Annotated in this window: 16 protein-coding genes and 1 tRNA gene; 12 read left to right on the top strand and 5 right to left on the bottom strand. The window is 63.4% G+C overall.

The genetic code is table 11. From position 1 onward, the window contains the following. The first annotated feature begins 2 nt into the window (after positions 1-2). A tRNA-Ile gene (locus E5221_RS02415) sits at positions 3-79 on the top strand. 74 nt (positions 80-153) lie between these two features. On the opposite strand, the gene nicB is transcribed toward E5221_RS02415, so the two are convergent. Next, positions 154-1092: a 6-hydroxy-3-succinoylpyridine 3-monooxygenase gene (gene nicB / locus E5221_RS02410; protein ID WP_061550897.1), complete on the bottom strand. Its 939-nt coding sequence runs from the start codon at positions 1090-1092 to the stop codon at positions 154-156. A 458-nt stretch (positions 1093-1550) separates the two neighbouring features. On the opposite strand from nicB, the gene E5221_RS02405 reads away from it, so the two are divergent. Continuing rightward, a complete protein-coding gene (locus E5221_RS02405) occupies positions 1551-2012 on the top strand; it encodes an Lrp/AsnC family transcriptional regulator (RefSeq protein WP_015268712.1) in 462 nt (153 codons plus the stop codon). A gap of 13 nt (positions 2013-2025) precedes the next feature. Here the strand turns inward: E5221_RS02405 and E5221_RS02400 are convergent, their stop codons facing one another. After that, entirely contained in the window at positions 2026-2316 is a 291-nt protein-coding gene (locus E5221_RS02400) for a hypothetical protein (RefSeq protein WP_025337447.1), read from the bottom strand. 612 nt (positions 2317-2928) lie between these two features. Between E5221_RS02400 and E5221_RS02395 the strand changes: the two genes are divergently transcribed. From E5221_RS02395 to E5221_RS02355, 9 genes are all read left to right on the top strand, one after another. Then, entirely contained in the window at positions 2929-4611 is a 1683-nt protein-coding gene (locus tag E5221_RS02395) for an NAD(P)/FAD-dependent oxidoreductase (RefSeq protein WP_013970572.1), read from the top strand. 14 nt (positions 4612-4625) lie between these two features. Continuing rightward, complete coding sequence (locus E5221_RS02390) at positions 4626-5420, top strand: carbon-nitrogen hydrolase family protein (RefSeq protein ID WP_139657363.1); 795 nt, start codon at positions 4626-4628, stop codon at positions 5418-5420. Positions 5421-5579: 159 nt separating this feature from the next. Next, positions 5580-7880: a pyrroloquinoline quinone biosynthesis protein PqqF gene (gene pqqF, locus E5221_RS02385; protein ID WP_247846821.1), complete on the top strand. Its 2301-nt coding sequence runs from the start codon at positions 5580-5582 to the stop codon at positions 7878-7880. Positions 7881-8038: 158 nt separating this feature from the next. Beyond that, positions 8039-8110 (top strand): pyrroloquinoline quinone precursor peptide PqqA, encoded by a 72-nt coding sequence (gene pqqA, locus E5221_RS02380; RefSeq protein WP_003243383.1) that lies wholly within the window; start codon positions 8039-8041, stop codon positions 8108-8110. Positions 8111-8188: 78 nt separating this feature from the next. After that, positions 8189-9100, top strand: coding sequence for a pyrroloquinoline quinone biosynthesis protein PqqB (pqqB, locus tag E5221_RS02375; RefSeq protein ID WP_024086143.1), 912 nt, complete (start codon positions 8189-8191; stop codon positions 9098-9100). 153 nt (positions 9101-9253) lie between these two features. Next, positions 9254-10009 carry a pyrroloquinoline-quinone synthase PqqC gene (gene pqqC / locus E5221_RS02370; protein ID WP_061550893.1) on the top strand — a complete coding sequence of 252 codons (756 nt, stop codon included), beginning with the start codon at positions 9254-9256 and terminating at the stop codon, positions 10007-10009. After that, positions 10006-10281 carry a pyrroloquinoline quinone biosynthesis peptide chaperone PqqD gene (pqqD, locus tag E5221_RS02365; protein ID WP_004375207.1) on the top strand — a complete coding sequence of 92 codons (276 nt, stop codon included), beginning with the start codon at positions 10006-10008 and terminating at the stop codon, positions 10279-10281. Before pqqC ends, pqqD begins: the two co-directional genes overlap by 4 nt. Next, a complete protein-coding gene (gene pqqE / locus E5221_RS02360) occupies positions 10253-11413 on the top strand; it encodes a pyrroloquinoline quinone biosynthesis protein PqqE (protein ID WP_247846820.1) in 1161 nt (386 codons plus the stop codon). The genes pqqD and pqqE overlap by 29 nt, the downstream gene beginning before the upstream one ends. Next, positions 11379-13202: a S9 family peptidase gene (locus E5221_RS02355; RefSeq protein ID WP_247846819.1), complete on the top strand. Its 1824-nt coding sequence runs from the start codon at positions 11379-11381 to the stop codon at positions 13200-13202. Before pqqE ends, E5221_RS02355 begins: the two co-directional genes overlap by 35 nt. A gap of 125 nt (positions 13203-13327) precedes the next feature. On the opposite strand, the gene E5221_RS02350 is transcribed toward E5221_RS02355, so the two are convergent. Together E5221_RS02350 and E5221_RS02345 are read right to left on the bottom strand one after the other, a co-directional pair. Continuing rightward, positions 13328-13486 carry a YqaE/Pmp3 family membrane protein gene (locus E5221_RS02350; RefSeq protein ID WP_009681539.1) on the bottom strand — a complete coding sequence of 53 codons (159 nt, stop codon included), beginning with the start codon at positions 13484-13486 and terminating at the stop codon, positions 13328-13330. Positions 13487-13639: 153 nt separating this feature from the next. Then, positions 13640-14920, bottom strand: coding sequence for an aminotransferase class III-fold pyridoxal phosphate-dependent enzyme (locus E5221_RS02345; protein WP_102083375.1), 1281 nt, complete (start codon positions 14918-14920; stop codon positions 13640-13642). A 208-nt stretch (positions 14921-15128) separates the two neighbouring features. Between E5221_RS02345 and E5221_RS02340 the strand changes: the two genes are divergently transcribed. Continuing rightward, the gene (locus E5221_RS02340) at positions 15129-16052 is read left to right on the top strand and encodes a LysR family transcriptional regulator (RefSeq protein ID WP_247846818.1); all 924 of its coding nucleotides are present in this window, start codon (positions 15129-15131) and stop codon (positions 16050-16052) included. Between the two features lie 252 nt (positions 16053-16304). Here the strand turns inward: E5221_RS02340 and E5221_RS02335 are convergent, their stop codons facing one another. Next, complete coding sequence (locus E5221_RS02335) at positions 16305-18083, bottom strand: acyl-CoA dehydrogenase C-terminal domain-containing protein (protein WP_247846817.1); 1779 nt, start codon at positions 18081-18083, stop codon at positions 16305-16307. Positions 18084-18126 lie beyond the last annotated feature (43 nt).

Genomic DNA, 18126 nt, shown 5'->3' with positions numbered 1-18126 from the left:
GAGGGCCTATAGCTCAGTCGGTTAGAGCAGAGGACTCATAATCCTTTGGTCCACGGTTCGAGTCCGTGTGGGCCCACCAGAAAACTCAAAGGCCTACGTTGCAGAACGTAGGCCTTTGTCATTTCAGGGACTGCAGTCGTCATGTTCTCCTGACTAGGGCAACTCCTCTTGCTGGGCTATCCAGCTGTGTATGTACTGAAGAACCCGTGTCGCACCTTCGGCAGTTTCCACCGGCTCTATCGGCCGCTCACCACTGAGGAACTGATTGGGCTGCTCCATCCACTTGAACGCTGCCGCCCTGCTTCCGCGTACAGGAATGGCCAAATCCAGAATTTCCTGCAGCAGTTCAGGTTGTCCATACCAGGACTCCGGCTTGATGGTTGGTTTCCTCCCTGGAATCACTCTCGGTAGCTGACAGGCCGCAAGCTCGCCTGAATTGATGTGCTCTCGCTTCCAGTGCGCAAACTTGATCAGGTCGGTATTCGCCGAGCGGTTTTGCCCCGACGTCGGCACAACCACGCCAATCCGCACATCTGTGTGAGCACGAATCATCTGAAGTGCAGGAGCGATGTCAGTATCGTTGGTAACGATGACGGCATGGTCAACCTGCCCCGTGATCGAATCATGGTAAGCCTGGAGGGCCAAATTCACGTCGCTCTGTTTCTCCTCCACCTTCCAGGCCTGGATTTCCTGGCACTCACGCGGAGCCTTGTCCGGATTTTCAGGGTCGACGATCTTCACCTTCATTTTATTGACGGCGTAATAACCTTCGATGAGCTCTATTCGACCGTCATGCAGCTTGCGCAAAGCGGTGTGGTAGCGAGCTTGTGACGACACCGAATCGCCAGCACGGGCGACCGACTCGATGATCTTTGCCGTGAAATATTTGATCGAGGGGGATTCCAGGAGCCGCCATGCCCTGATCTGGCCATGGTTGTCCGTGACCAGTATGGAAGGCAAGATGTGCTTTTCAAAGAGAGGCAACAGGTCGAGCCACTTGTACGGTGTGCCGCGCAAGCAGCCGTAGTAGAAGTTGTAGCCGTCGATATAGATACGAGTGCGCAGAGGCTCAGAATCAAGCTTTCTCTGCATTTTTTGCACTCCAGAAACGAAAAAACCGGCTTAAGCCGGCTTTTTCCCCCTCCAACCGGATGGTCATGCCACGCCGGTCGTGAGGGTTAGTTGTTGTCGGCAGTATTGCGCAATGAGGGAGCTGATGCAAGGTGGTAGGCTGGCATCCTCGTCCTCCGAAACACAACGTTCGTGAGAGGGCCATTCTCTGCTCAGGCATGGCTATCTAAACAGCTATAAATCGTTAGATTTTGTGAGCTCCTATTCCACCCTAGACCGCACCTCGACCTGCCGGACCAATCGAGCAGTTCTGTCATTGCGGCCGATGCTTACATGCCGGCGCAGCAGCTGTAGGAGCGGCCTTGTGTCGCGAAGCGGCCCCGGGATTGCAGCACTGATGCAAAGCATGGACAACTGTCTACCCTTGCCCTGCTTACCGCAGGCTGGCTAGGCTAGCGGGTCAACCGTAGAGACTCGCCATGTCGGATTCCCGCTCCATCACGCTGGATGAAATCGATCGCCAGCTGATCGCCCTGTTGCAGATAAACGCCCGCGAAAGCGTAGCCACCCTCGCCCGCCAGCTGGGCATCGCTCGTACTACCGTCAACTCGCGTCTGGAGCGGCTGGAGAAGAACAAGGTCATCTCCGGCTATGGCGTGCGCCTGGGCCAGCGGGTTATGGGTGGTGGGCTGCAGGCGTATGTGGGGATCAAGGTGCAGCCGCGCTCGGGCAAGGAGGTGGTGCGGCGCCTGAGTGCCATGGGCCAGGTGCAACAGCTGTGCGCAGTGAGCGGCGAGTTCGATTATGTGGCCTGGCTGCGTACGGATTCGCCCGAGCAACTGGACCAGTTGCTCGACCAGATCGGCAGTGTCGACGGGGTGGAGAAGACCACCACGTCGATCATTCTCAGCAGCAAGGTGGACCGCGGGCAGCCGCTCTGAACCTGGCTGGCGGTCAGGCCTCCTGGCCGTCGAGCAGGCCTTCCAGAATCGCCGAAAGGCTTTCGGCGGAATGCTGCATCGACCAGACGATGTCACGGCTGCGCTCGGGGGCGTGATGCTGGGCGTAGTCGGTGGCGATCTGATTGAGGCCACGGGCCAGCAGGCAGGCGTGGACCAAGGCGTCTGCAGCGTCGATGCCGGGGCGTATGGCGAATAATGGCGGATGGCTGGATTCGCAGTTGCAAAAGGTTTTTTCTGCGGTGGGTTTCAGTTTTTCGGGTTGGTCGGGTAAGCGCTTGGTCATGGTATAGCCTCCAAATCACAAGGGTGATCGGCGGCCAATCGCATCCTTCTCACGGGAATTGGGTGGCAGCCATGCACGAGGTGAGAACCGGCGAACTTGGAGGCGCGTACCCGGCCAGGCAAAGCCTGCCCGCGCACAGCTGCCATAGCAGTGCGCCTCCAGAATGGTCCGCGGGTTCTCACGCCCGATCGCCGAATTTCCGGCGACCCAGTGAAGTTAACGATGAAGCAATTCCCGCGATGCCAGACCGAGGCGATAGGGGGCGTAGGGTAATTCTTTATTTCCCGGCATGGGTGTAGGCACTGTCTGATCGACCGCATGGCAAGGGCAACACAGCCCCCCTGTGGGAGCGGGTTTACCCGCGAATGCGTCGGTAGATTCACTGCAGCATTCGCGGGTAAACCCGCTCCTACATAGACCGGTTCAACTCTCGATTACTCAATCGCGCTTTTCGTCATAATAGGTATGAATAGCATCATTTCGACGACACAAGCTACATTCAGACAACAATCTGCACCTTAATAACGAACACCCCACTCCCTAAAATGGCCTCCAGGCATCTCCTATACTCAGGCTCCGCCCGCTGCGCAGCCTCTCTGGCAAGGTCACTTCATGAACAAGAAAAACCGCCACCCCGCCGATGGTAAAAAACCCGTCACCATCTTCGGCCCGGATTTCCCCTTCGCCTTCGACGACTGGCTGGAACACCCCGCAGGCCTGGGCAGCATCCCGGCCGAGCGCCATGGTGAGGAAGTGGCAATCGTGGGCGCCGGTATCGCCGGCCTGGTGGCGGCCTACGAGCTGATGAAGCTGGGCCTCAAGCCGGTGGTGTACGAAGCATCCAAGCTGGGTGGCCGGCTGCGCTCGCAAACCTTCAACGGCACTGACGGGATCATCGCCGAACTGGGTGGCATGCGCTTCCCGGTGTCGTCCACTGCCTTCTACCACTACGTGGACAAGCTGGGCCTGGAGACCAAACCGTTCCCCAACCCGCTGACCCCGGCCTCGGGCAGCACCGTGATCGACCTGGAAGGCCAGACCTACTACGCCGAAAAACCCACCGACCTGCCCAAGCTGTTCCACGAAGTGGCCGATGCCTGGGCCGACGCGCTGGAAAGCGGTGCCCGGTTCGCCGACATCCAGCAGGCCATCCGCGACCGTGACGTACCGCGCCTGAAAGAGCTGTGGAACAAGCTGGTACCGCTGTGGGACGACCGCACGTTCTACGACTTCGTCGCCACCTCGCGCTCGTTCGCCCAGCTGAGCTTCCAGCACCGCGAAGTGTTCGGCCAGGTCGGCTTCGGCACCGGCGGCTGGGACTCGGACTTCCCCAACTCGATGCTGGAAATCTTCCGCGTGGTGATGACCAACTGCGACGACCACCAGCACCTGGTAGTCGGCGGTGTAGAGCAGGTACCGCAAGGCATCTGGCGCCATGTACCGGAGCGCTGCGTGCATTGGCCGGAAGGCACCAGCCTGAGCGGGCTGCATGGCGGCGCACCGCGTACCGGAGTCAAGCGCATCGCCCGCGCCGCCGATGGCCGCCTGGCGGTCACCGATAACTGGGGCGACACCCGTCACTACAGTGCCGTGCTCGCCACCTGCCAGACCTGGCTGCTGACCACCCAGATCGACTGCGAGGAATCGCTGTTCTCGCAAAAGATGTGGATGGCCCTGGACCGCACCCGCTACATGCAGTCGTCGAAGACCTTCGTCATGGTCGACCGGCCGTTCTGGAAAGACAAAGACCCGGAAACCGGCCGCGACCTGATGAGCATGACCCTCACCGATCGCCTCACCCGTGGCACCTACCTGTTCGACAACGGTGACGACAAGCCGGGGGTGATCTGCCTGTCGTACTCGTGGATGAGCGACGCGCTGAAGATGCTGCCGCACCCAGTGGAAAAACGCGTGCAACTGGCCCTGGACGCACTGAAGAAGATCTACCCGAAGACCGACATCGCCGGGCACATCATCGGCGACCCGATCACCGTTTCCTGGGAGGCCGACCCGCACTTCCTCGGCGCCTTCAAGGGCGCGCTGCCTGGGCACTACCGCTACAACCAGCGCATGTACGCGCACTTCATGCAGCAGGACATGCCTGCCGAGCAGCGCGGCATGTTCATCGCCGGTGACGACGTGTCGTGGACGCCGGCCTGGGTGGAAGGCGCGGTACAGACATCGCTGAATGCGGTGTGGGGTATCATGAACCACTTCGGTGGCCGCACCCACCCGGACAACCCCGGCCCAGGCGACGTGTTCGACGAAATCGGCCCGATCGCCCTGCCGGACTGAGACAAGGAGGCAGCATGCGTATCGCTCTGTTTCAGGGCTCGCCCAAGCCACTCGACGTGCCCGGCAACCTGCAACGGTTGCGCCACCAGGCGCAACTGGCGGCCGAACGCGGCGCCAGTTTGCTGGTGTGCCCGGAGATGTTCCTGACCGGCTACAACATCGGCCTGGCCCAGGTCGAGCGCCTGGCCGAGGCCGCCGATGGCCCGACGGCCATGGAGGTGGTGGAAATCGCCCAGGCGCACCGCATCGCCATCGTCTACGGGTATCCGGAGCGTGGCGATGATGGCGCGATCTACAACAGCGTGCAGTTGATCGATGGTCACGGCCGCAGCCTGAGCAACTATCGCAAGACCCACCTGTTCGGCGAGCTGGACCGCTCGATGTTCAGCGCAGGTGCCGATCACTTCCCGGTGGTGGAGCTGGATGGCTGGAAGGTCGGCCTGCTGATCTGCTACGACATCGAGTTCCCGGAAAACGCGCGACGCCTGGCGCTGGACGGTGCCGAGCTGATCCTGGTGCCGACTGCGAACATGTCGCCGTACGACTTCATCTGCCAAGTGACCGTGAGGGCGCGGGCGCAGGAGAATCAGTGCTACCTGGTGTATGCCAACTACTGCGGCTCGGAAGACGAGATCCAGTATTGCGGGCAGAGCAGCATCGTCGGCCCGGATGGCAGCCTGCTGGCCATGGCAGGGCGAGACGAGTGCCAGTTGCTGGCGGAGCTGGAGCATGAGCGGGTGGTACAGGGGCGGGCGGCGTTTCCTTACCTGAGCGATCTGCGCCAGGAGCTGCACCTGCGTAAGGGCTGACAGGGGCCGCTGTGCGGCCCATTCGCCGGCAAGCCAGCTCCCACCTCGACCGCACCGGTTTCAAGGCATGTGCATTCCCTGTGGGAGCCGGCTTGCCGGCGATAGGGCCAAGCCTGCCAACACAAATGGGTTAGCATGAACACCTGCCCCGGAGTTTCCATGCCTGACGCCACCCGCCACCTCACCCTCGCCAACGGCCTGCAGCTGACCCTGCGCCACGCCCCGCGCCTGAAGCGCTCGGCCGCGGCCCTGCGGGTGCACGCGGGTAGCCACGACACGCCGACCAAATGGCCCGGCCTGGCCCACTTCCTGGAGCACCTGTTCTTCCTCGGCACCTCGCGCTTCCCTCTCGACGACGGCCTGATGCGCTATGTGCAGGCCCTCGGCGGCCAGGTCAATGCCAGCACCCGCGAACGCACCACCGACTTCTTCTTCGAGGTCCCGCCCAGCGCCCTGGCCGGGGGGCTGGAGCGCCTGTGCCAGATGTTGGCCGAACCAGACCTGGGCATCGAGCGCCAACGCCGCGAACGCGAAGTAATCCATGCCGAGTTCATTGCCTGGTCGCGCAACCCTCAGGCCCAGCAGCAGTTCGCCTTGCTGCAATCGGCAGCGCCCGGCCATCCATTGAGCGCTTTTCATGCCGGTAACCGGCACACCCTGGCCTTGCAGGACCCTGCCTTCCAGCAAGCGCTGGGTGGCTTTCACCAGCGCTTCTACCAAGGCGGCCAGGTCACCCTGAGCCTGTGCGGCCCGCAACCGCTGGATGAACTGGAATTACTGGGCCGGCAGCATGCCAAGCTGTTCGCAACAGGTGAACGGGTGCCACAAGCTCTGCCACCGCCTTTATCGACGTCCGATACGCACCTGCTGTTCAGCCACGAAAACCTGCCGGCAGGTGCCGAGCAGGCCCTTGAGTTGCTGATCGCCTGCCTCGGCGATAGCCGCCCGGGCACCTGGCTGCATGCGCTTCGCCAGCGTGGCTGGCTGCAAGGCTTCAAGGCCGAGGCGCTGTATGCCTTTGCCGGGCAGTTGCTGTGGCACATTGACCTGAAGCTGAGCGAGGACGCCTGCCCAGAGGAAGCCGATGCCCTGTTGCAGGGCTGGTTCGGCTTCATCCGCCAGGCCGCCCCTGAGCAATTGAGTGCCGAATTCGAGCTGCTGCAGCAAAGCCGCGAACGCAGTGCCAGCGCGCTTGAGCTGGCCCGCCGGGACAGCGCCGGCCAGCCGTTCAGCGGTTTGGACACACAAGGCTTGCAGGCGCTCCGTGCCCTGCTGGAAGGCCTGCCGGGCCGCGCACATGGGCATTGGCAACTGCCCGCAGTCGACCCCTTGCTCCTGGCCGACTTGCCTGATGCCAGGCCGCACCCGCTGCCAGCGGTACTGAAAGTCAGCGACCAGCTGCCTGGTGCTCGTCAGTACGCGGCGCTGTACCTGCGCTGGCATGTCCCTTCGCCGTTGCGCCAGCGGCTGCATGCGCTGCTCGAACGCGCCTTGCACCCCCTGCAGGAGCGCTGCGAGCGCGTATCGGTGCAGTTGCAGTTCAGTGCCGCTGGCGAATACTGGCAACTTCGCTGCACCGGGCTGCCGGCAGCGGTACTGCGCACTGTAGACCAAGCCTTGGCGCTGATGCGCAAGCCCCCGGCAGGCAGCTGGCTGCCCAGTTCGACGCAGCCTCCGGCACTGATTCCCATCCGGGCCCTGCTCAAGCAGCTGCCCGACGCCGTGCTGGGCGCCACGCCTGCACCTCCTGCGGCCTGCACCCTGGCACAGACGCATCTCGACAAACTGTGGCAGCAAGCACGCTGGCACAGCCTGGCTGCCGGCTTCGACGATGGCGCCCTGAACGCATTGGGCACCGTGCTGCAGCACTGCCCTGGGCAAGGCTCAGCGCCTGGCCCTCTGCCCGCCTTAGCCAACCACCGTTGGCAACATGCCGAAGTACCCGGCAGTGAGCATGCCCTGCTGCTGTTCTGCCCACTGCCAGCGGCCATGGAAGCCGCTGGCCGCCTGCTCGCGCAGTTGCTGCAAGGGCCGGTTTACCAACGGCTACGGGTAGAACTGCAACTCGGCTATGCGGTATTCAGTACCTTTCGTCAGGTAGAGGGTGTCGGCGGCCTGCTGTTCGGGGTCCAGTCGCCTCATGCCAGCCAGGTACAGATCCTCGACCACCTGCTCGCCTTGCTGCGCCAGGGCGTTACCCTGGCCCCTGCCGCTCGTCAGGCCCTGGCCAGGCAATTCGATGAACCGGCGATGGGCAACGCCGAAGTCGCCGAATGGGCGTGGCAGACATTCCTGGCCACACAACCCGGCAGGCTGGATGCGCTGCGCAGGTCTATCCTGAAAACGCGGCAGACGGATATGGACCAGTTGCTGAACCACTTGCTCGATAAAGATTCCACTTGGCTATGCCTTGCCAACGCAGTCGCACCAGATACTTCCTGGCTGGGTTCAAACCCATGATTGTTACGAAAACCGCAACGGAGTTTTCGAATAATTAACCTTTCGGTACAAATTTTTCTTGTAAGATAGCGCAATCCCAGCCATGGGAACCTCCAGCCAATGGCGGTACCCAAGTAGTAGCTGACAAACCCACCCCCTCATCCGGAAGGAGTAATTCCATGTGGACCAAACCTGCATACACTGATCTGCGCATCGGCTTCGAAGTCACCATGTACTTCGCCAACCGCTAAGCCCGGCTTACGGTTCAACGCCTCGGCCTGCCGGGGCGTTTTCGTTTTTTCGCTACGGTTTCTGCAGAGAGAGTGGCCATGTACATCCAGGTTCTCGGTTCCGCCGCCGGCGGCGGGTTCCCCCAGTGGAACTGCAACTGCGTCAACTGCAAGGGCTTGCGTGACGGCACCTTGCGGGCCACGCCGCGCACCCAGTCCTCCATCGCCCTGTCCGACGATGGCGTGCACTGGGTGCTGTGCAATGCCTCGCCCGACATCCGCGCCCAACTCCAGGCCTTTGCCCCGATGCAGCCGGCCCGTGCCCTGCGCGACACCGGCATCAACGCCATCATCCTGCTGGACAGCCAGATCGACCACACCACTGGCCTGCTCAGCCTGCGCGAAGGCTGCCCGCACCAGGTGTGGTGCACCGACATGGTCCACCAGGACCTGACCACGGGCTTTCCGCTGTTCAACATGCTCAGCCACTGGAACGGTGGCCTGCAGTGGAACCGCATCGAGCTGGAAGGCAGCTTCGTCATCGACGCCTGCCCCAACCTGCGCTTCACCCCGTTCCCCCTGCGCAGCGCCGCGCCGCCCTACTCGCCGCACCGCTTCGACCCGCACCCGGGCGACAACCTTGGCCTGCTGGTCGAGGACACCCGCACCGGCGGCAAGCTGTTCTACGCCCCGGGCCTGGGCCAGGTGGACGACAAGCTGCTGACGATGATGCATGGCGCCGACTGCCTGCTGGTCGACGGCACCCTGTGGGAAGATGATGAAATGCAGCGCCGTGGCGTGGGCACCCGAACCGGCCGCGAGATGGGCCACCTGGCGCAGAACGGCCCCGGCGGCATGCTGGAAGTGCTGGATGGCTTCCCGCGCCAGCGCAAGGTACTTATCCACATCAACAACACCAACCCGATTCTCGACGAAGACTCGCCCGAGCGTGCCGAAGTGCTGCGCCGGGGTGTGGAAGTGGCCTTCGATGGCATGAGTATCGAGTTGTAACAGCCAGATCGCACAAGCAACACAGGCCCTGTGGGAGCGGGTTCACCCGCGAAGAATCCCACACAGTGTATGGCACCGGCTTCGCCGGTGTTCGCGGGTAAACCCGCTCCCACAGGGATCGCGCCGAGACTCAGCTATACAGGAGCCAGCCGAATGAGCGACGCACTGCCAATGTCCCCTGCCGAATTCGAGCAGGCCCTGCGCGCCAAGGGCGCCTACTACCACATCCATCACCCGTACCACGTGGCGATGTACCAGGGTCGCGCCAGCCGCGAACAGATCCAGGGCTGGGTAGCCAACCGCTTCTACTACCAGGTGAACATCCCGATGAAGGATGCCGCGATCCTGGCCAACTGCCCGGACCGCGAAGTACGCCGCGAGTGGATCCAGCGCCTGCTCGACCACGATGGCGCGCCCGGCGAGGACGGTGGTATCGAAGCCTGGCTGCGCCTGGGCCAGGCCGTGGGGCTGGACCCGGACCAGTTGCGTTCCCAGGAGCTGGTACTGCCCGGTGTGCGCTTTGCCGTGGACGCCTACGTCAACTTCGCCCGCCGGGCCAGTTGGCAGGAAGCGGCCAGCAGCTCGCTGACCGAGCTGTTCGCCCCGCAGATCCACCAGTCGCGCCTGGACAGCTGGCCGCAGCACTACCCGTGGATCGACCCGGCCGGCTATGAATACTTCCGCACCCGCCTGGGCCAGGCCCGGCGTGACGTGGAGCACGGCCTGGCGATTACCTTGCAGCACTACACCACCCGCGCGGGCCAGGAGCGTATGCTGGAGATACTGCAGTTCAAGCTGGATATTCTCTGGAGCATGCTCGACGCCATGAGCATGGCTTACGAGCTGAACCGCCCGCCCTATCACTCCGTCACCCAGGAACGGGTGTGGCACAAAGGGATCACCCTATGAGTTTCGACCGTAATCAAGTGCCAGCCTGGCGCCCCGGCTACCGCTTCCAGTACGAGCCGGCGCAAAAGGGCCATGTGCTGCTGTACCCAGAGGGCATGATCAAGCTCAACGACAGCGCAGCCCTGATTGGTGGCCTGATCGACGGCCAACGCGACGTTGCCGCGATCATTAGCGAACTCGAACAACAGTTCCCCGGTGTCCCGGAAGTGGCCGATGACATCGAGCAGTTCATGGAGGTGGCCCGTGCCGAACACTGGATCGTCCTCGCCTGAGTTACCGCCCACGCCCGCAGTCGGCCTGCCGCTGTGGCTGCTGGCCGAGCTGACCTACCGCTGCCCGCTGCAGTGCCCGTACTGCTCCAACCCGCTGGACTTCGCAGCCCAGGGCCAGGAGCTGAGCACCGAGCAGTGGTTCAAGGTGATGGCCGAAGCCCGGGAAATGGGTGCCGCGCAAATCGGTTTCTCCGGCGGAGAACCGCTGGTACGTCAGGACCTCGCCGAACTGATCGGCGAGGCCCGCCGGCTGGGCTACTACACCAACCTGATCACCTCGGGCATCGGCCTGACCGAAGCGCGCATCGCCGACTTCAAGAAGGCCGGCCTGGACCATATCCAGATCAGCTTCCAAGCCAGCGACGAGCAGGTCAACAACCTGCTGGCCGGCTCGAAGAAGGCCTTTGCGCAAAAGCTGGAAATGGCCCGTGCGGTGAAGGCCCATGGCTACCCGATGGTGCTCAACTTCGTCACCCACCGGCACAACATCGACAAGATCGACCGCATCATCGAGCTGTGCATCGCCCTGGAGGCCGACTTCGTCGAGCTTGCCACCTGCCAGTTCTACGGCTGGGCCCACCTCAACCGGCTGGGCCTGCTGCCAACCCGCGCGCAGCTGGAACGGGCCGAACGCATCACCAACGAGTATCGGGAAAAGCTCAAGGCCGAGGGCAACCCGTGCAAGCTGATCTTCGTCACCCCGGACTACTACGAGGAGCGCCCCAAGGCCTGCATGAATGGCTGGGGCAACCTGTTCCTCACCATCACCCCGGACGGCACCGCCCTGCCCTGCCACGGCGCCCGCCAGCTGCCGGTGCAGTTCCCCAACGTGCGCGACCACGACCTGCACCACATCTGGTACGACTCGTTCGGCTTCAACCGCTTCCGCGGCTATGAGTGGATGCCCGAACCCTGCCGTTCCTGCGACGAGAAGGAAAATGACTTCGGCGGCTGCCGCTGCCAGGCCTTCATGCTCACCGGCGATGCCAGCAACGCCGACCCGGTGTGCGCCAAGTCGGCCGACCACGGCATCATCCTCAAGGCCCGCGAAGAGGCGGAAAGCGCCCAGCTCACCATTGAAGAGATGACCTTCCGCAATGAACGAAACTCCCGTGTCATCGTCCGCGGCTGAGTTCAGCGCGGCCCAGGCAGTTGCGGCCGGCACCGACTTCGCCGAACTCAAGGTCAGCGCCGCGGGGCTGTTCTGGAACGAGTTTCGCCCGGCCGATGGTGCCTGTCGCATCTGGCACTGGCAGCACCAGCAGGCCCGCTGCCTGACACCTGATGGCTTCAGCGTACGTAGCCGGGTGTACGAATACGGCGGTGGCAGTTTTTGCCTGGGTGGTGATGGGCTGCTGTTCGTCAATGAAAAGGACCAGCAGGTCTATACCCAGACCCTGGAAGGCGCGGTACCGCGCGCCCTGACTGATGATGCCAGCTGCCGCTACGGCGATGTGCAGTGGCACGACGGCCTGGTGCTGGCGGTCGAGGAGCAGCATGGCGAACGGGTCGAGCATCGCTTGGTCGCCGTGGGTGAACAAGCCCGCGAAGTGCTCGCCGAGGGAGCCGACTTCTATGCATCGCCTACGGTAAGTTCCGACGGCCAGCGCCTGGCGTGGGTCGAATGGGACCGACCGGCACAACCCTGGACCGTCACCAGGCTGATGTGCCGCACACGTGATGCAAGTGGCCACTGGGGGCCCGTGCAATGTGTGGCCGGCGCTGACGAATCGCTGCAGCAGCCGCGCTTCGATAGCGAAGGCCGACTCTACTGCCTGTCTGACCGCAATGGCTTCTGGCAACCCTGGGGCGAGGTCGATGGCTGCTGGCAGGCCCTGCCTGCCGAACCGGCGGACCACGCCGCAGCCCCCTGGCAACTGGGCGCCAGTACCTGGTTGGCGCTGGGGCCGCGAAGCTATCTGGCCAGCTGGTTCGAAGAGGGCTTCGGGCAACTGGGGCTGCGCACAGCCGAAGGCCGCCTGGAGCGTTTCGCCAGCGCCTACACGCGCTTTCGCAGCCTGGCCATGGATGCAGAACACCTGTATGCGATAGCCGCCTCGCCGATCAGCCCGCCGGCGGTCATCGCCATCGCCCGCAGCAACCACGAGGTCAGCGTATTGGCTGGTGGCGCCGAAGTGCTGCCGGCAAGGCATATCAGCCTGCCGCAGTCGATCCACTACGGCAGTGACGGCCAGCGCGCCCATGGCTTCTTCTACCCAGCAGCCCGCTCGCAAGGTGCCGCGCCGTTGGTGGTGTTCATCCATGGCGGGCCGACTTCGGCCTGTTATCCCGTGCTCGACCCGCGCATCCAGTACTGGACCCAACGCGGCTTCGCCGTCGCCGACCTGAACTACCGGGGCAGCACCGGCTATGGCCGTGAATACCGCCAGGCCTTGCATCTGCGCTGGGGCGAAAGCGATGTGGCCGATGCTTGCGCGGCGGTGGAATACCTGGCCGGACGTGGGCTGATCGACAGCCGCAAGGCGTTCATCCGCGGCGGTAGCGCAGGCGGCTACACCACCCTGTGCGCCCTGGCGTTCCATGATGTGTTCCGCGCCGGCGCCAGCCTGTACGGGGTCAGCGACCCGGTTGCCCTGGGCCGGGCCACCCACAAGTTCGAAGGGGACTACCTGGACTGGCTGATCGGCGACCCGCTGCAGGATGCCGAGCGCTATCGCCAGCGTACGCCGCTGCTGCATGCGGGGCAGATCAAGGTACCGGTGATTTTCTTCCAGGGCGAACTGGATGCGGTGGTGGTGCCGGAGCAGACGCGGTCGATGCTGGCGGCGCTGCAGGCTAACGGGATCGAGGCTGAAGGGCACTTCTACGCGGGGGAGCGGCACGGGTTCCGCAAGGCGGAGAACCTGGCGCATGCGCTGGAAGAAGAATGGAAGTTCTATTGCCGGGTGTTAGGGCAGTAAGCCGGGCCACCCCTTGTAGGAGCAGCCTTGCGCTGCGAAAGGGCCCTCATGGCAAGCGCATTTGCCGTGCCTGTAATAGCCTATTCGCAGCACAAGGCTGCTCCTACAGGGACCGTGCTCGCCGCTTAACGCTTGGCGATGATGTACACCGCATGCACGATCCCCGGAATGTACCCCAGCAAGGTAAGCAAGATATTCAGCCAGAACGCCCCGCCAAACCCCACCTGCAGGAACACGCCCAGCGGTGGCAGGATGATGGCGATGATGATGCGTATAAAGTCCATGCGAGTATCTCCTGAAGGGGTTACATCAGAGACTAGCCGCCCGCCACAGAGGTTCAACAGGCAAAAAAAAACGCCCCGGGCCGAATGAGACAGGCCAAGGGCGATGCGCAGGAACGCCAGACGGTTCGTAGAATTCTCGATGTCACCAGGCCGCTAGGCTGGCATTTCGCGGCGGGCCTGCTGCTGGGCATGCAGGCGGGCAAAGGCACGGGCCAGGCGCAGCAGCATTTCGTCGATGTTGCCCTTGCTCACGGTCAACGCTGGCGAAAAACGCACCACATCCGCCTGCGGTGCGTTGAGCAACAGGCCTTCATGCAAGGCAGCCGCCACCAGCTCGCGGGCCAGGTTTTCTTTCATCTGCAGGGCCCACAACAGGCCTTGCCCGCGCACTTCGCCCTGGCCATAACGCCCAGCCAGCCGGCTCAGGCCTTCACGCAGGTGGCGGCCGTTGTCCTGCACCTGGGCGAAGAAGCCAGGCTCCAGCACGGTATCCAGCACAGCCAGGCCGGCAGCGCACATCAGCGCGTTGCCATGGTGGCTGCCTTCCAGTTCGCCAGGCTCGGCGCAGCACGCCGTGCCCCGGGCCAGCAAGGCCGCCAGCGGCACGCCACCGCCCAGGCCCTTGCCCAGCGTGATGATGTCGGCGCGCACGCGGTAGGTTTCCTCGGCCAGCAGCGCGCCACAGCGGCCGATGCCGGTCTGCACCTCGTCGAGGATCAGCAGGATGCCGAGTTCCCGGCACAGCGTTTCCACACCCTTGAGGTATTCCTGCGTGGCCGGGATGACACCCGCCTCACCCTGGATCGGCTCGAGCATGATCGCCACGGTGCGCGAGTCCACCTCCGCGTGCAGCGCCGCCAAGTCGTTGAATGGCACCTTGCTGAAGCCCGGCAGGCCCGGTTCGCAGCGGTTGCACGGCAGCGGGTCGGACGCCGACAACGCGCCCAGGCTGCGGCCATGGCAGGCCTGGGTGGCGGTGATGATGTGATAGGCGCCGTTGCGGTGCAGCTGGCCCCACTTGCGCGCCAGCTTGATCGCACCTTCGCAGGCTTCGGCACCGCTGTTGAGCAGGTAGGCCTGGTCGCTGCCGGTGCTCTGGCACAGGCGGTTGACCAGCCCCAGCAGGCCACGGCTGTGGAAGCCCGAGCCCGGGTTGATCAACGCCTGGGCCTGGCTGCCCAGCGCCTTCACCAGCACACTGGGGCTGTGGCCCAGGCTGTTGACCGCACCACCCTGGGTGAAGTCCAGGTAGGCATGCCCTTCGTTGTCCCACAACCAGGAGCCCTGGCCACGCACGAATACCTGCGCTGCGCGTTCGTTGCTGGGCATGAGGCACTCACGCGACAGCTGTGGCGCTTCCGGCAAGATCACCGGCGCACGCTTGGGCTCGGCGACGGCGGCAGGGGCCGGGCGGCGCAGGTTGAACAGGTTCATCAGGGCTCCAACCAATCACGACAGGGGCGGTCACGGTGCGGTCTTGGTGCAGCACTCGATATTTTGCCTTGCCTATCAAAAGTGTTTTTCATCCGGAGTAACAATCGATCGATTCATCGCTGTAACCCGTTGGAATACGGCGATAGACTAGGCCTCGCGAGGGTTTTCGACCATTTCGTTTTTCCAGCATTTTCGATAAGTATCACTTATGGATTTCCGCCAACTGCGTTATTTCGTCGCGGTGTATGAAGAAGGCCACGTGGGCCGCGCCGCCGAGCGCCTGTCGCTGTCCCAGCCAGCGCTTTCCCAGCAGATCCGCCAGCTGGAGCACAGCCTCGACCTGAGCCTGTTCGAACGCAGCAACAAGCGCCTGCTGCCGACTCTGGCCGCCCACACCCTGTACAACCACGCCCTGCCGTTGCTCGACGGCCTGCAGCGCGCCCACGAGGCCATGCGCAACTTCAAGGGCCAGTCGCTGCGTACCTTGGCCATCGGCGTGCTGCAGACCGTGCGGCCGAGCCTGGTGCCGCAGCTGCTCGAACGCCTGCGCAGGGCACAGCCGCACCTGGTGGTGCAGATCTACGAATTGTCAGGGCTGGAGATTGAACGGCGCTTGCTCAATGGCAGCCTGGACATCGGTATCAGTTACCTGCCGCCACGCCAGCCGGGGCTGCATGGTCTGCTGCTCTATGAAGATGAACTGCAACTGGTCATCCCCGCCACCCACCCGCTGAAGGACTTCAAGAAGGTGTCCATTCGCCAGGCCGCCGAGCTGCCCATGCTGATGCTGGGCGAGGAATTCCAGATCCGCCAGATCTGGCAGGCGCAGCTGGCCAGCCAGGGGCGTCGGCCGCAGGTGCAGGCAGAGATGAACAACATGGCGGGGATTCTCGACAGCCTGGCCCATACCGCGCTGGCCACCATCTTGCCGGGGCGGGCCAAGGAGGCCGCCGAGGATGACCAGGGGCTGCTGTGGAAGCCGTTGAGCGAGCCACGGGTACCGCTGAAGGTTGGCTTGGTGTTCCGCGATGCCCAGCGCCAGCAGGCCTCTGTGGAGCTGCTGCGCACGTTGCTGGAGGAAGAGACGGACGCCCGCCTGTTGGGTGCATCACCGCTGGATATGCTGGGCTGAAAAACCCGCGCACAAAGAAAACCCCGCCGAAGCGGGGTTTTCCAGACTGTTTCCCTGTGACATCCGTATCGCCCCGCCATCCTGGCAGGTGGTCCTTCGTCGTCGTCCTTGATCTGTCCTTTGCGCTTCCTGCGCAACGTCCATGTGGTAAAGAATAACCGTGGATCCAATCTGAGAACAGTGGTGAAAAGTCACCACGTTGTGTAGGAAAAAGCTTACACGGCAGGGACTGCTACGCAGTCCCCATATCTGTCAGAACTGTTCGGCATCCAGCAGGTACAACGACTCACTCCCCGCCTTCACCGAAGCCACCAGCGAATTCACCCGCGGCAGCAACCGCGCAAAGTAGAACCGCGCCGTACCCAGCTTGCCCGTATAGAACGCTTCATCCCCCTCACCCGCCTTCGCCGCCCGCGCCATCAGTGCCCACATGTAGGCGTAGGCGACATAACCAAAGGCATGCAGGTACTCGACCGAAGCCGCCCCGATTTCGTTCGGGTTGCCCTTGGCCTGTTCCAGCACCCACTCGGTCAGCCCGTCGAGCTGATCGAGACAGGCACCCAACGGCTTGGCAAATTCATCCAGCTCGCTACCTGCGCTGGCAATGAACTGGCGAATCTCGTCGGAGAACAGCCGGTAGTACGCCCCACCACTGGCCACCACCTTGCGCCCCATCAGGTCGAGGGCCTGGATGCCGTTGGTGCCTTCGTAGATCTGCGTGATACGCACATCACGCACCAGTTGCTCCTGCCCCCACTCGCGAATGTAGCCATGCCCGCCGAACACCTGCTGGCCGTGCACCGCGCACTCCAGGCCCAGGTCGGTGAGGAAAGCCTTGGCAACCGGCGTCAGTAGTGCCACCAGTTCTTCGCTGCGCTTGCGCACGGCGTTGTCTTCGCTGAACTTGGCACTGTCCAGCTGCATGGCCACATAGCTGGAGAAGGCACGGCCACCCTCGATCAGCGCCTTCATGGTCAACAGCATGCGGCGCACGTCCGGGTGGACGATGATCGGGTCAGCGGCCTTGTCCTTGGCTTGTGGCCCGGTCGGGGCGCGGCTCTGCAGGCGGTCGCGGGCGTACTCCACGGCATTCTGGTAGGAGCGCTCGGCCGACGCCAGGCCCTGGATACCAACGCCAAGGCGCTCGTAGTTCATCATGGTGAACATGGCCGCCAGGCCCTTGTTCGGCTCACCGACGATATAGCCGACCGCTTCATCGAAGTTCATCACGCAGGTGGCCGAGGCCTGGATACCCATCTTGTGCTCGATCGAGCCGCAGGTGGCCGGATTGCGCGCCCCCAGGCTGCCATCTTCATTGACCAGGAACTTCGGCACCAGGAACAGCGAAATGCCTTTCGGCCCCGCCGGTGCGTCCGGCAGCTTGGCCAGCACCAGGTGGATGATGTTCTCGGTCAGGTCGTGCTCGCCGCCGGTGATGAAGATCTTGGTGCCGCTGACCTTGTAGCTGCCGTCGGCCTGGGGCTCGGCCTTGGTGCGGATGATGCCCAGGTCGGTACCGGCGTGCGGCTCGGTCAGGCACATGGAACCGGCCCACACGCCGGCGTACATGTTTGGCAGGTACTTTTCCTTCAGCGCTTCACTGGCGTGGGCGTTGATCGACAGACAGGCGCCAGCAGTCAGCATCGGGTACAGGCCGAAGGACAGGCTGGAGGCGTTGACCATTTCCTCGACCTGGGCCGAGATGACCTTGGGCATGCCCATACCGCCGAACAGCGGGTCGCCACCCACACCCACCCAACCGCCTTCGGCGTAGGTTTTGTACGCCTCAATGAAACCGGCTGGGGTACTTACCGCGCCGTTTTCCCAGTGACAGCCCTCTTCATCGGCGGCACGGCTGAGCGGTGCGATGGACTTGGCGGTGACCTTGCCGGCTTCTTCCAGCACGGCCATGGCTGTGTCGACATCGACAACCTCGGCCAACCCGGGCAACTGCGCCCACTGCTCGGCCACGTTGAAGACTTCATTCAGAACGAAGCGCATGTCGCGCAGGGGCGCTTTATATTCAGCCATGACAACCTCTCGCTACTCGGGTCGGGGCGGTCTCGGGGAACCG

The organism is Pseudomonas sp. A2, from assembly GCF_023100865.1.
Classification (GTDB): domain Bacteria; phylum Pseudomonadota; class Gammaproteobacteria; order Pseudomonadales; family Pseudomonadaceae; genus Aquipseudomonas; species Aquipseudomonas asiatica.
The sequence above is the reverse complement of the archived record's forward strand: the minus strand, read 5'-3'. Positions and strand labels throughout refer to the sequence as shown.